The sequence below is a fragment of the Atribacter laminatus genome, from assembly GCF_015775515.1.
In the GTDB taxonomy this organism is placed as follows: domain Bacteria; phylum Atribacterota; class Atribacteria; order Atribacterales; family Atribacteraceae; genus Atribacter; species Atribacter laminatus.
In genome coordinates this window covers 1,139,871-1,153,617 of the sequence record NZ_CP065383.1, presented here as the reverse complement: position 1 = coordinate 1,153,617, position 13,747 = coordinate 1,139,871, and the positions used below count along the sequence as shown (strand labels likewise).

Annotated in this window: 15 protein-coding genes; 6 read left to right on the top strand and 9 right to left on the bottom strand. The window is 35.0% G+C overall.

Translation table 11 applies throughout. From position 1 onward, the window contains the following. Positions 1–236: 236 nt before the first annotated feature. Together RT761_RS05420 and rbsK are read right to left on the bottom strand one after the other, a co-directional pair. Complete coding sequence (locus RT761_RS05420; RefSeq protein WP_218113055.1) at positions 237–1,208, bottom strand: sugar phosphate isomerase/epimerase family protein; 972 nt, start codon at positions 1,206–1,208, stop codon at positions 237–239. Between the two features lie 66 nt (positions 1,209–1,274). After that, positions 1,275–2,234 carry a ribokinase gene (rbsK, locus tag RT761_RS05415; RefSeq protein WP_218113054.1) on the bottom strand — a complete coding sequence of 320 codons (960 nt, stop codon included), beginning with the start codon at positions 2,232–2,234 and terminating at the stop codon, positions 1,275–1,277. 125 nt (positions 2,235–2,359) lie between these two features. On the opposite strand from rbsK, the gene RT761_RS05410 reads away from it, so the two are divergent. Then, positions 2,360–3,517 (top strand): IS4 family transposase, encoded by a 1,158-nt coding sequence (locus RT761_RS05410; RefSeq protein WP_218113053.1) that lies wholly within the window; start codon positions 2,360–2,362, stop codon positions 3,515–3,517. After that, positions 3,465–3,812 (top strand): hypothetical protein, encoded by a 348-nt coding sequence (locus tag RT761_RS05405; RefSeq protein ID WP_218113052.1) that lies wholly within the window; start codon positions 3,465–3,467, stop codon positions 3,810–3,812. Before RT761_RS05410 ends, RT761_RS05405 begins: the two co-directional genes overlap by 53 nt. Positions 3,813–3,979: 167 nt before the next feature. Here RT761_RS05405 and RT761_RS05400 read toward each other — a convergent pair whose 3' ends face one another. From RT761_RS05400 to RT761_RS05370, 7 genes are all read right to left on the bottom strand, one after another. Next, positions 3,980–4,765 (bottom strand): ankyrin repeat domain-containing protein, encoded by a 786-nt coding sequence (locus tag RT761_RS05400; RefSeq protein ID WP_218113051.1) that lies wholly within the window; start codon positions 4,763–4,765, stop codon positions 3,980–3,982. A 77-nt stretch (positions 4,766–4,842) separates the two neighbouring features. After that, positions 4,843–5,835 carry a nucleoside hydrolase gene (locus RT761_RS05395; RefSeq protein ID WP_218113050.1) on the bottom strand — a complete coding sequence of 331 codons (993 nt, stop codon included), beginning with the start codon at positions 5,833–5,835 and terminating at the stop codon, positions 4,843–4,845. A 31-nt stretch (positions 5,836–5,866) separates the two neighbouring features. Beyond that, positions 5,867–6,844: a nucleoside hydrolase gene (locus tag RT761_RS05390; protein WP_218113049.1), complete on the bottom strand. Its 978-nt coding sequence runs from the start codon at positions 6,842–6,844 to the stop codon at positions 5,867–5,869. A gap of 190 nt (positions 6,845–7,034) precedes the next feature. Then, positions 7,035–7,796, bottom strand: a complete 762-nt coding sequence (locus tag RT761_RS05385) for a carbohydrate ABC transporter permease (RefSeq protein ID WP_218113048.1) — start codon at positions 7,794–7,796, stop codon at positions 7,035–7,037. 152 nt (positions 7,797–7,948) lie between these two features. Continuing rightward, positions 7,949–8,830: a carbohydrate ABC transporter permease gene (locus RT761_RS05380; RefSeq protein WP_218113047.1), complete on the bottom strand. Its 882-nt coding sequence runs from the start codon at positions 8,828–8,830 to the stop codon at positions 7,949–7,951. Positions 8,831–8,912: 82 nt separating this feature from the next. Further along, entirely contained in the window at positions 8,913–10,385 is a 1,473-nt protein-coding gene (locus RT761_RS05375) for an ABC transporter substrate-binding protein (RefSeq protein WP_218113046.1), read from the bottom strand. A 116-nt stretch (positions 10,386–10,501) separates the two neighbouring features. Next, positions 10,502–11,512 (bottom strand): LacI family DNA-binding transcriptional regulator, encoded by a 1,011-nt coding sequence (locus RT761_RS05370; RefSeq protein ID WP_218113045.1) that lies wholly within the window; start codon positions 11,510–11,512, stop codon positions 10,502–10,504. Between the two features lie 233 nt (positions 11,513–11,745). On the opposite strand from RT761_RS05370, the gene RT761_RS05365 reads away from it, so the two are divergent. The 4 genes from RT761_RS05365 (at position 11,746) to RT761_RS05350 (ending at position 13,604) form a co-directional block, all read left to right on the top strand. Continuing rightward, complete coding sequence (locus RT761_RS05365; protein ID WP_218113044.1) at positions 11,746–12,111, top strand: hypothetical protein; 366 nt, start codon at positions 11,746–11,748, stop codon at positions 12,109–12,111. Between the two features lie 190 nt (positions 12,112–12,301). Further along, positions 12,302–12,469, top strand: coding sequence for a hypothetical protein (locus RT761_RS05360; protein ID WP_218110910.1), 168 nt, complete (start codon positions 12,302–12,304; stop codon positions 12,467–12,469). Then, positions 12,453–12,698: a hypothetical protein gene (locus RT761_RS05355; protein ID WP_218110911.1), complete on the top strand. Its 246-nt coding sequence runs from the start codon at positions 12,453–12,455 to the stop codon at positions 12,696–12,698. Before RT761_RS05360 ends, RT761_RS05355 begins: the two co-directional genes overlap by 17 nt. Before the next feature lie 291 nt (positions 12,699–12,989). Then, positions 12,990–13,604, top strand: coding sequence for a transposase (locus RT761_RS05350; protein ID WP_218113043.1), 615 nt, complete (start codon positions 12,990–12,992; stop codon positions 13,602–13,604). Positions 13,605–13,747 lie beyond the last annotated feature (143 nt).

Genomic DNA, 13,747 nt, shown 5'->3' with positions numbered 1-13,747 from the left:
CGATGAAGTTTTTGTTTCGTACAACCTTCATTTTGGAGTCTCCGGTGGCTTTTTTCAAGGTGCGAAATTGCGAACTTTAGTACACATTATCTTGGAATTAAAAAGACCTTTATAGTTAAATATAATGAATTGTAAAAAAGAAAGAAGCAAGCACAGCTTAAATCTCTATAATTACCCCGCCTTTAAAGGCGAGTATTCATATTTAAGAATTATTTACCAACAAAAAATAATTTTTTCTACATTAAACTTTGTATATATTTAATTGCTTCAATAGCATTGGCTTCTTTTTGAATTCTATGAAGTTGGTTGAGATTAATACGATTAACGATCTTTAACATAGTTTGGATGTTTTTAATACTAAAATCGCAGACCTCAGCAGCATCTTCTCTATAAGGGAAAATATCCAAACCCAACCATCCATCATATTTAGAAATATTCAAATAATAAATGAATTCAATCGTTTCCCAAAAATGGACAGTACCCACAGCCATATCATCATCCCAATCTCGATAATTATCATTAAGATGCAAAATAAAAAGTTTATTGAATTTATCTAAAAGTGCTAAAACATTTGCTGGAGATTCCTTACAATTGAAAGAGTGTCCTAAGTCGAGTGTTACTCCAACATTTGAACAACCAGTTTTATGAGCTAAATAAAGAGCAACACCAGAAGAATAGATAGTCGAATGTGTTCTTGGTTCTCTTAATTTATATTCCAAACTAAGATTAACTCTTGGATTGTAATTAGCAATTTCTGTTAAAGACGTTATCAACAAATCCCATTGTACAGAATAGTTAATTTGGAAAGGATAATCAAAACCATCTTGGCCAGGCCAGAGATTCATATCCCTAGCGCCTAAATATTCTGCGATATCCATTGCTTTTTTAGAATATTCAATGGCTTTTTTCCTCAAGGTGTTATTTTCTGACATTAAACTACCACAATTGAAAATTGGATCGCTAAACAAATCAACATCACAACTTGCAAGTTTTAAACCTCGATCTTGTAACATTTTTTTTATATTATTAATATTATTTTCGTTAATTGGTTGAGGATAATGCATCATGACACCAGTAAGTTCTGGAACTGATGCAATTCGATCGAGAGACTTTTCAATGCTTCTATCAACTTTATAACCACTAACACAAAATCGATCTGGAGTTTTACCAAAAACCCATATTCCAGTTGAATATCCCTTATAATTCAATCAAATTCATCTCCTTTTTTACATCAAATATTCTACATATAAAATTAATTTGTCTAAAATCAAAATTTAAACATTGTAATAGATAATATTTCCTTTACCATGAATATTATAAAAATCATTAATATCATTTATATTGGGTAATGAATTATGTGCGCCTAATTTAGTACAGGCAAATGCACCTGCGGTATTCGCTAACATTAGAGCCTCTAACCAATCTTTCCCTTGCGTTAAACCATAAAGTAATCCCGCATTGAATGAATCACCAGCTGCTGTGGTATCTTTCACATCAACATTTCTAGGAAGAAGGTGAATAATACGGTTTGTGGAATCACTTGCTATCGCTCCCATCTTTCCTAATGTAAAAACAATCCGTGACTCACAACGTTTTTTTAATAATTGAATTGCCTTAATCGCATCAATTATTGTATTGATTTTAATTCCACTCAATATTTCTGCTTCATGTTGATTTGGCGTTAAAATATCCTCCTTTGAAAGTGTTTCTATTTCAAAATGTTGTGCTGGTGCAGGGTTTAGAATGGTTCTAAGTCCAATTTGATGTGCCATTTGTATCGCACTTTTTACTACTTTTTGAGGTATTTCTAATTGTAGTAACAAATATTTACATATTTTAAAAAGTGGTAAAACATCACTTAAGTCCCCGACTGATAACTTCATATTTGCTCCTGGAGCAACTAATATCCGGTTTTCGCCTTTATTGTCAATAAATATAAATGCTAATCCGGTATGGCTATCAGTGTTTTTAGTTACAAACCTATAATTAATTTGTTCCTTTTTTAAATTAGCATGTATTTGATTACCAAACTCATCGTCACCTATCTTGCCAACCATATAAACTTCCAGCCCAAGACGCGAACAAGCAATAGCTTGGTTGCTTCCTTTACCACCTTGAAGCATTGAGAATTCTTGTATTAAAATATTTTCTCCAATTTTAGGCATATAATTAGTTTTTATAATCATATCAATATTTAAACTTCCAACTATCAAGATTTTAGGTATAAACATCATTTACTAACCCCCAAATATAAAATATCCATACACATATTATATATTTCTAACATTTTTTATATTATATAACTCAACTTTCGCACTAAAATAAATGGTGAGAAACCTTGATTTTAAAGGGATTTTTAATGAAAACACCCCTCTTTTTTGGTAGAATTGACTTAGAGAAAAAAACCAATCACCAAAAAGAGAGAGGTGTCTTCATGACTATCCTACCAGAAAATTTGGAAAATGAAAGGACTCTATTACCCATGTTTTCCTCCTTTGTAAAGGAGTTCAAATTGAACCAACTGTTTCGAAAATGTTCCATCCGCAAAGAAAAAGGAATCCCTGTTAAAGACATCTTCCAGATGATCTTTCTGCTGGTCTTTACCGGAAAAAACATCTCTGGTATCTTGTGCTCTAAAAATCTCATTTTCGAGGGAAAGAAAGATACTTTTTACCGTTTCCTCCACCAGACCAGTGGCAGCTGGCGAAAATTCCTCTTCCTCTTGAGTGCCACAGTAGTCTCAGAAGTCCTCTTTCCTTTTAGCAATCTGAAGCGCTACGCCTGGGTAGTGGATGATTCTCCCTATGAACGACCTCGGAGTTCGAAAGTTGAAGGTCTCTCTCGTTTCTATGACCATTCTACCAAGCGCTTCAGCCGTGGGTTTCGGATGCTCACCCTCGGGCTCACTGATGGAGCCACTTTCATTCCTTTTTCCTTTTCGTTATTAAGTTCCCACCGAAAAGAAAACCAGCTCTGTCCGATGGATGCTTCCGTTGATGGACGAAGCAAAAGAGCTCGTCTTCGGAAAGAATCCCAGGAGAAGACTCCTGATGTACTCTTGAAGCTCCTTGATGGAGCCGTAAAACACTGTCCTTTGGTCTCAACCATTCTCTTTGATAGTTGGTTCAGCTTTCCCACCCTCATCCGGAAATGTGCTACTCGAGGATTATCAGTGGTATGCATGCTCAAAAACACCCCAAAGATTTACTCCTCTTTTGGTGGAAAGGCTCTTGCTCTTTCCTCTCTATTCACCAGAATTCAGAAAAGACCACACGGCAATATCATTGGATCGGGTGTCGTGAATCTCAATCTCACTGGGAAACCACTTTTAGCTCGGATTGTCTTTGTCCGAAGTGAAAAACAAAAATCTCAATGGTTGGCACTTCTTTCAACTGATCTGTCTCTTTCTGAAGACGAGATCGTCACCCTCTATGGGAAACGCTGGGATGGATGTCTTCTTCAAGATGGTGAAATCGGTCTTGAAACTGGCTCGGGAGTTTCATGTCAGGTCTTATGATGCCCTGGTGACTCATACTAGTATCGTCTTTATCCGGTATATTATGCTCTCTGTTGCTGCCCGAAGGAACACCGATCCCCGCACCATTGGAGAGCTTTTCTATGCCTGCTATGATGAAATTCAGGATATCACTCTTATGGAAGCACTGACTCTCCTTCTTGAGCTCCTGAAGTCTACCATAAAACAGGTTTTAGTCCTTTCAGAAGAAAAAGTCAAAGAGCTACTCTTCTATTTTGTAAATAGTCTCCCAGCATGGTTGAAAGAAAAAATGCTATTATTGAACTGCGAAAGTTGAGTTATTTAATATAATTTTTTACTTTAAATTAATGGAAAATTATTCATAATAAATTAATAACTTTATTTAAATTAATTTCTACAATTTCTTAATATTTTTACAATTAAAAGTTGAAGTTTTGAATAAAAAAGTCAATAACTTTATGAAAATTTAAATAAAATAATTATTTATCTTTCGCACCCACACTCATCCATAACACGAGCGTCTGCCCCATTATCTAACAATACTTCGACGATCTCATTATTAATATTATATAATGCATAGTTGAGAGGTGTTTTACCATACTCACTTTTAGCATTGACATCTGCTCCAGAATGAATAAGGAGTTTTATTACTTCAGGGTTTTGGTTTTCCCAAGCCGCATACATAAGAGGTGTTTTACCATACTCACTTTTAGCATTGACATCTGCTCCAGAATGAATAAGGAGTTTTATTACTTCAGGGTTTTGGTTATATTTTGCTGCATATGTTAAAGGGCTTCTATAAAGACTGTCCTTCGCATTGACATCTGCTCCAGAATGAATAAGGAGTTTTATTACTTCAGGGTTTTGGTTTTCCCAAGCCGCATACATAAGAGGTGTCCTATCATACTCACTTTTAGCATTGACATCTGCTCCAGAATGAATAAGGAGTTTTATTACTTCAGGGTTTTGGTTTTCCCAAGCCGCATACATAAGAGGTGTCCTATCAAAGCGATCCTTCGCATTGACATCTGCTCCAGAATGAATAAGGAGTTTTATTACTTCAGGGTTTTGGTTTTCCCAAGCCGCATACATAAGAGGTGTCCTATCATACTCACTTTTAGCATTGACATCTGCTCCAGAATTAAGGGTATCTAAAATAGTTTCATGGGATCCATTACGGTATAAATTAAAATTAATATTTTTGGAATATCCATCAATTTGAAAACAAAAAAATATTATTAATAACATTAAAATTACTATTTGCTTCATATTATAAATCCTCTATAAATAAATTATTATTAATTATTAAAAAACCCTCCCCTTTATTGAGGAGGGTTTTTTAATAATTATAGAGAACACAACCTTTCAACAAACATCCTTATAAAATTATCGCTTTCAACATCAATACATACATCTATATTTTCGTTTTTTCCATCTACTTTCCTTATATCAGCAATAGTTTGCCCAAATGTATATTCACCTTTTGTTTCAACTTGTACACACATCTTTACAGTTTTCGCTAAGCTTGGTAAGGCTGCAACAGCAACTGCCAATGGGTCATATAAAATGCAACCTGCTTTCTTTATCCAATTAAACATAGGTTTATCGATATACGTCTTGCATATATCGTAAATAAAATCAGTAACTCTTGTTTTTTTAATTTCAATTTCTTTTAATGTTTCTTTATAAAGCACTGTTCCCTTAGCAGGATTAGTAACATCTAAACTCACCATTGTTATTGGTATTCCTGAACTAAACACAATATTAGCCGCTTGTGGATCATGCCATATATTTAACTCTGCAACTGGTGTAATATTTCCTTTCCCAAAATTTGGGTCCAAGCCTAATGCTCCTCCCATCATTATGATTTCTTTGACTTTGTTTCTAATGGAAGGCTCTTTAATAATTGCACATGCAACATTCGTTTGAGGTCCTATTGTAATTATGCTCAATTCATTAGGATTTTCCAATACTTTTGAAATAATAAAGTCAACTGCATGAATATTTAGGATCTTATCCTTTATCTCGGGTAAGCTAATAAGACCCACTTTTCCTCTATTTCCATTATATTGTCTTTCAATTTCTGGATGATGAAAACCGGATAATGGTAAGGACATACCTTTTGCAACTGGTATGTCAGATCTTCCTATTACTTCAAGTACTTTTAGAGCGGATCTCGTAGCTAGATTCACTTCAACATTTCCATAAACGGTTGTAATCCCCTCTATCAAAAGCTCTTTACTTCCAAGAGCCAAAAGAATCGCAAGAGGATCATCAGCATCTATACCTATAATTCCAACTCCTGGATCACAATCTAATATTACTCTTTTCTTCTCCATACTATTGTTGCCTCATTTCTTATTAAAAAAACTAACTAATTATTTTGTCTGTAAAGTAATTGCTAAATCGTTCTGCGTCAACTTGTAAACCCACCATCATGTTTGGTTCTTTTTTCTTAGGTACAGTTCTTAAAATATCAGTAGCTATAACCATATCCCTTGGAATAGGAGTTACGGAATATTCTGTTGCTATATGCATAGGGTAAAATTTAACAAACCTTTTATCAAATGCACAGGTAAGAGCTAGAGGGTCATGTAGCCATACTTGAGTAAATTCAGTTGGTATTCCTACAGAAATATAAATTTGGAATTCTTGTGGTGGCCATACATCAATTATAGATTTTACCTGTTTTGCAACAGGGTCATTAGATTTTTTTATTCTTTCCCAATCTTGATCCAGTAACGGTGTCCTCAAAGTAACATCACAAGGAACTAATACTAAACGTTCTTTTGGAATACCAGAGTTCATAACAATCTCAGCAGCTACTGGATCATTATTAAAGTTATATTCTTCTCTAGGAGAACGCATAACACTTTTTGGATCTAAAACAGGAATTACCACAGCAGCCATCATTACCAATTGTTTAATATTTTCAATTATTCTTGGTTCTTTTACCATAGCTACTGCTACATTACTAACTGCTCCCAAGGTTACAACAGAAATTTCACCAGGATTCTGCATAATTTTTTCTATAATAAAATCATCTGCAGGTTGATCTGAATATTTAATACTTTCTCTTTCATCCTCTTCAAGAATATTCTCACCTTCAAAACCAAACATTAATGCATTACCCTTAAGAGGAACGCCTACTCCTTTACAAACTGGCACATTAGGTTTTCCAGCAACTTTTAGTAATTTTGCAGCTATTTTTGATCTTAAGTCAGTATCTCCATAAACTGTCGTGACACCTTCTAGTTTTATTTCCGGGCATTTTGTAGCAAATAAAACTGCAAACGCATCATCGTAATAAGTTCCTATATCTGTATCCAATATTATTCTTTCTGCCATTTTAACTACCTCCTAATTAAAATTATTTTTTTAGTTAATAGATCCTTTAATAATTATATTTACAAAAATTATCACCTCCAATAAATCCTTATTGGTAAGTATCACTCATTTTTTATAATAATATAATTTACTTAAATCTATTATTCTAATTTGTAATTGCTGCACACATCATTATATAGTTTGATATCTATTACTTAATTCCCCCTATTCGTAGGCCTCCAACTAAGTACTTATCTAAAACCAACGAAACAAATATTGATGGAAGTATAACAACAACACCTACGGCACCAATTAGCCAATACATTGGTTCCATTTCTGCATCCAAGCTGGAAACCATTATTGGTAAAGTCATTGCTTTATTAAAAGTTAATATTAGTGCAAGTAAAAATTCATTCCAAGCAAAGATAAAACACACTAAAAAGGTTGCTACCAATCCAGGAAAAGTTAAGGGTAATGCAATAAGCCAGAATTGCTTAAATTTTCCACAACCGTCTATAGATGCTGCATCCTCAATTTCTTTTGGTATGTCTCGAAAAAAACCCATTAAAAGAAAAACTGCGAGCGGTAAATTAAACCATAAATAACTAATTATTAACCCTTGTCTAGTATCCAATAATTTAAAATATCTAAAAAAAACAAAAACAGCAATAGAAGCAACAATGGGCGGCATCATTCTTTGTGAAATAATCAAAAGGGATAGGTTTTCATTCTTGAGTGGACCATAGCGGTATCGAAATCTTTCTAGCCCATATGCTCCTAAGGCACCAAAAATTAATGCTAGAACAGAGCTGCTAATAGTCACAATTAAGCTATTCGTAAATCTACTTAAAAAAACATTTTGATTTGCTCCAAATAACAACGATTTCCAGGTTTCTAATGTAGGTTTGAAATTAATAAAAGGTAAAATCTTTCCTCCTGAATGAATTGCCAAAGGAGCCTTAAAAGAAGCCATCACCATCCAATAAATTGGGAATAAAGCAAACAATATCCATAAAAAAAGAAGCAAGTTTGAAAAGATTCTCTGAGATTTATAAAGTCGACTCCCAATCATAGAAAACACCTCATTTAATAACGATTAAGAATTCTTTTTAACTCTTGGGCTTATTAGTTCCCGCTTAAATCAGGAGAAACCTTTTTTCCAGCACCTAAAAAAATAATTGCGAAAATGGTTATTATAATAAACAATGTTATTGAGTTCGCACTTGCAAATCCCAGATCAAAACCCCTTAATCCCCTCGAATACGCATAAAGGGTTGGAACTAAAGTTGCCGTTCCAGGTCCACCAGCCGTGAGTATAAATACGATGTCGAAAGATTTAAATGTTTCAATACACCTGAATAAAATTATTGCTGAAGATATAGGGGCTAATAATGGTAAGGTAATATGTCGAAATATTTCCCATTTAGTTGCCCCATCAATATGTGCAGCTTCAAACGGTTCTGGGGAAAGTGATTTTAGAGCAGCAAGCATAAATATAAAAACAAAAGGAGTCCATTCCCATACTTCTGCAATAATAACCGACATCATAGCTAACTTTGGATTAGATAGCCAACTTACAGATGGCAATCCAATAGCATTTAGAAAATAATTAAGCGGTCCATAAGCTTCAAGAAAAAGCATTTTCCACATAAACCCAACGACTACAGGAGAACACATCATGGGTAATAATATTACAAGTCTTATCCATCGCTGTCCAAAAGCTATACGATTGACTAAATGGGCTAAACCAAGCCCTATCCAATATTGAGCCATAACACTACATATAACAATGACAAATACATTACGAATGCTTATTCGAAAAAAAGGGTCTTTAAACAAGTCTATCCAATTACTTAAGCCTGTAAATATAAAAGAAAATTTACCAAGATTTAAACGACCAAAACTCATCACTAGAACAAAAATCAGAGACGAAATTGAAAGGACAATAAATATTATCAGACTCGGTGCAAGAAACATATTTTCTCCAAAACGTTCACTTTTATTCAATGTTTATTATCCTCCTAATTCTATCTTAAGGAGCAATCCCTTGGATAAACTAAAACTTGATCTATCCAAGGGATTCCATTATTTACTTTAAACCATAAATTTGACGATACAGTCTTTTTTGAGTTTCACGACCATAATTATCTGTAATCTTTTCCCATTCTTTCGCTGCTTCTTTTAAAGCCTCCTCAGCACTGATTTCTCCAGCTATTGCTCTCATACACCACCTATCAAGAGCCGCGGTATATTCGCCTGCCTTAGGGATCATCATATCTGGCTGAGCATTAGGATGAACATAGCCCAATAGGTTAACCTGTAAATACGGAATTGGATCTTCATAACTTATCGTACCATTTACCCAAGCATCAGGATTGACCAAATGGCTTGCGCGATAAGGATTTCTTGCAGCACCTGGTGTCGTAACACCAACCATTGAATTTTCAATTGTATCCATAAAATTCATAAAACTCCAAGCAGCATCTGCGACGTTTGATGTCGAAGGTATTGCTGCACACCAACCACCCCATGCTAAATGTGGTGCATATTGAATCTCAGAATATTTATCCCACTTTTTTTCTATTGGGTTCCATACTTCATAACTTCCTGGTGTTAATGCATAACCAATTTTACCCTTAATGGTAGATTTCTCAGGATCTTGGGCCATTATTCCAACATCGCCCCAATCCATAGTTAGGGCAGCGTTTCCAGCTGGATAATTACCGCGCACTTCTCCGCAGCCATAATTCATAACACCTGGTGGTCCAAAATCTTTAAGTGCGATGTATATCTCTAGCGCCTTAACCCATGGCTCAGTATCAATAAGTGGCTCCATTGTATTAGGATCAAAATAGAAATATCCTGGATAATCTGGATGAGCTGCAAAAGGTGCAGCTAACGCAAAGTAAAATCCCCAAAAACAATTCTTTGGTTGATATACATTTAAAGTTCCATATTCCAACTCTCCATCATTATCCCAATCCCACCCATTGAAAAACTTTGCAACGTCTAACCACTGGTCCCATGTTTTAGGAGGAACTGGCATTGGGTATCCATATTCAGAGGCGAATTTAGCTTGATATTCAGGATTTTCAAGTGCATCTTTTCTGTAATATCCAATAATTACATCTCCATCAATCATGAGTGTATATCTTTCTCCCTCATAATATTGGAGTTTTTGAAACATAGGAAGTACATCCCATGTATCGGTCTTATTAGCGAAATACTTTTCTAAGTTCTGAATATATTCTCCTTCAGCAAACTCTAATGTCCAATTTGAACAATAGTAAACTATATCCCAAGCATCAACGCCCATCATAAATGACGAAAGCATCTTTTCATATATATCACCATAAGGAACCTCCGTCATCTCAATTTTTCCACCAGTTAGCTTTTCCCATTTTTCAGCAGCATCAATAATACTTTTTGTTGAAAATGCACCTGCTCCTATTCTTACAGTTACACCTTCATAATTACCAAAATCATTTTGAGCCATACCAACAACAGAAATCATTGCCAATAAAAATAAACTTAACATAATAATTAATATTCGCTTTATCATGAGTCCACTCCTCCTCCATTTTTTTTATACATTATTTCATATAAGTTTATCGTTTAACCTAAACACCACCCCCTTAGATAATGTTTTCAAAATTAGCGTTTTTTCAACTTAAATTTTTATTCTACTTGCTTGGTTGTCTGTCCTATAACTAATTTTGTTTCGACAAATTTTGATTCTTTTTTGCTGTTCTTTCTTTTTAAATCATTTATTAACATTAATGCAGCTTCTTTCCCAATTTCTTTAGCTGGAATATGTACAGTAGTAAGTGTTGGCTTCATAAAGCTAAATATATTATCAAAGCTCGATATTCCAATTTTTTTTGGTATTTCAATCCCTTCTTCTTCAAAAGCTCTTATTACTCCTATAGCCATAATATCATTAGAGACGATTAATACTTGAGGTAGTTTTTTCAATTTTTCTAAAAGGTTTTTACCTATCCTGAATCCATCATCAAAAGTACTGTCACCTAGAAAAATATATGATTTATTAATTTGCAAACCATATTTCCTCATAGTCCTTATGTATGCTTCAAAACGTTTATTATTTGTAGAAGTTTGTGTTGGCCCTTTTATAAAGCCTATTTCTTTGTATCCAATATCTATTAAGTATTTTGTTATTAAGTATCCATCATAAAAAGCATCTGAACCAACAAAAGATAAATCAACATTTTTTAATTTTCGATCTGCTAAAACAACTCTTATTCCTTCATTTACAAGATTTTCAACTTCATGATTGACTATACCTGATGAAACCAGTATTACACCATCAACTCTTTCTTTTAATAAAGTATCTAAACATATAACTTCTTTTTTTAATGAGTTCATCGAATCACAAATAATTAATGAAAATTGCTTTTTCATTGTTACTAACTGAATACCTCTAACCATTAATGAGAAAAAAGGATTTGAAATATCTGGAATTATTACACCAATTATCCCTGTTTTATTGCTTCTTATGGATCTTGCGTGCTTATTAGGAATATAATTGAGTTCCTCTATAGCTTTCAGTATCTTTTGCTTAGTTTCATCTTTCATATGACCTTCATTATTGCCATTCAATACTCTTGAAACTGTTGTAGTAGAAACCCCAGCCTTTTTTGCTACTTCTTTGATTGTTATTTTACTCATAAAATCTTAATCTTTCCTTTTTAAAAATAAGTTAAGAAATAAGTTAAGTTAATCATTTTAGGAAAACGTGTAAGGAAAACGATAAACCATTTTAAACATATTTATAGTAAGATGTCAATATGTCGAATTGAATCACTTAAAATCTTGATGAACTCCTATCGTTGCCTCACCTAAAAATCTTGATATAAACTATTCTACCTCCAGGTGATTTTTTTAAAACAGGAGGTAACAAAATGGAGCTCACCATGAATACCAGAAGGGAAATCATTAAGAAAATGGCACCCGAGTATCAAAAAGCCACTAAGAAAGAAAAAAGAAAGATCTTAAATGAACTCGTCCATCTCACTGGATACACCCGAACGTATGCCTCCTGGCTCCTTTCTCATCATGGACGGAAAGTCTATCTCACCGGACAAGACGGCAAAAAATATCGAATCATTGGATCCATCACCAAGGTAAAAAGGAACCGAAAAAAGATCTATGATGAGGAAGTCCTTTCTTCTTTAAAAAAGATCTGGCTCATCTTTGACTGTCCCTGTGGGAAAAGACTCGCTCCCTCACTTCCTTGGATGATCGAAAAACTGGAAAAGCATGAGTAAATTTCTGGGGTCTATTATACAATTTAAAGAGGATAATGAGACACCCCCGTTTAAAATATGCTATGCTATTTGAGACGGGGGTGTGGCTGTTGGGGTTCGTTATCCAGGAAACTGGGTTCACTCGGGCTCTTGAAATGCCGCCCTCGTTTTTTTATTGTCCCGTAACATCTGCTGGGATGGTGCCGGTCGTGTGACTGTGGCTCTGTTAATAGACGCGATGTGGGACAATAAAGAATACATCCTCAATATATCAAGCTTGGAGGCTCCGCTCATGAACGAACACCTTCTGGTTGGCATCGATGTTGGATGTCATTCACATCAGGTTGCCATTGCAGAATCAAATGGCACACATCTTTAAAGAATTTGGGATTTCTCATAATGCCAGTGGTTTTAACTCTCTTTTTTCTGAAATTAATCATTATGAATCAACTTTGAAATGTCCAGTCATAATCGGAATGGAAGGGTTTAATGGGTATGCTCGACCTCTTGATCAATTGATTCAACAGAAAGGCTATATCCTGTATAACATCAATAATTTAAAACTGGCTCGATTCAAAGAGCTGTTCTTAAGGTCCTGCAAAAACTGATGTGATTGTGCCCTAAAAGATTGTCGAGTTCATGCGGATTGCTCCTTCTTTCCAAGGAGAGCGTTGAGCCATCACTCAAAATCAAACCAGGAAACGGAGTGAATCAGACCCTCAAACGGCTCACTCGACGACGTCGACAGTTGGTGAATGAAAAGATCAGCATCCAGAATCGAATGCAAGGCTCTCCTTTCAATCAGTCGCTCCGGGGTTAGTTGATTTGGTGAAAAATGTTGATAGCCGTTGGTATCTCCTTTTCTCACCTGCCGTCCTTCACTGCGAAGTCTCGCTACCATGCGGAAAGAGAGTCTCCTCAAGATTAAAGGAGTCGGGAAAAAGTATGCTGCAGTAATCGCTTCCTGGCAAAAAGAAGCTCATTTTTCTACTGATGTTGACTTGGTCAGCTCCATGATCATTGAGGATGCCAAACGCATACTAGCGCTTATGGAAGCCATTGCAACCATTGAAAACGAATTCGAGCCTCTCTGCGAACAATCAGATCTTGCCGGAATCATCGGAAGTATTCCTGGTTTTGGACCAATTTCTTCAGCTGAACTAGCTGGTGAAATTGACGATCTCAGTCGTTTTCCGCAAGATATGAGCTTAGCTTTGTACCTAGGAATGGCACCACTTGATAATAGTTCAGGGAAAAAAGAAGGCTGTAAAGTTGCCAAATCAGTGAATACTCGAACTAAAGCAGCAATGATGGTTGCGGTGGCTCATCATTCTTGGCAAGTCGAAGAATCAAAGCGATACTATGAGAAAAAACGATTAGAAGGGAAAAAGCATAATCAGGCTATCCGATCACTGGGGAGACATCTGGTCAGGGTTATTTGGTCACTCATAAAAGAAAAGCGCTTCTATGAAATCCGAGAAGAAAACGAGAGAAATATTTTAAAAATGGCTTGAAATTTGTAGTGGGATGTTCAGGTCTTGATTCTTGAATTTTTGGGAAATTGGGATACTTTGAGAAGTTAAAAAATGAGATCCTCACTGATTCGAAAAACGAATCCTCAGGATTACGCCAACAGTACCAGATGAGATCCTCACCG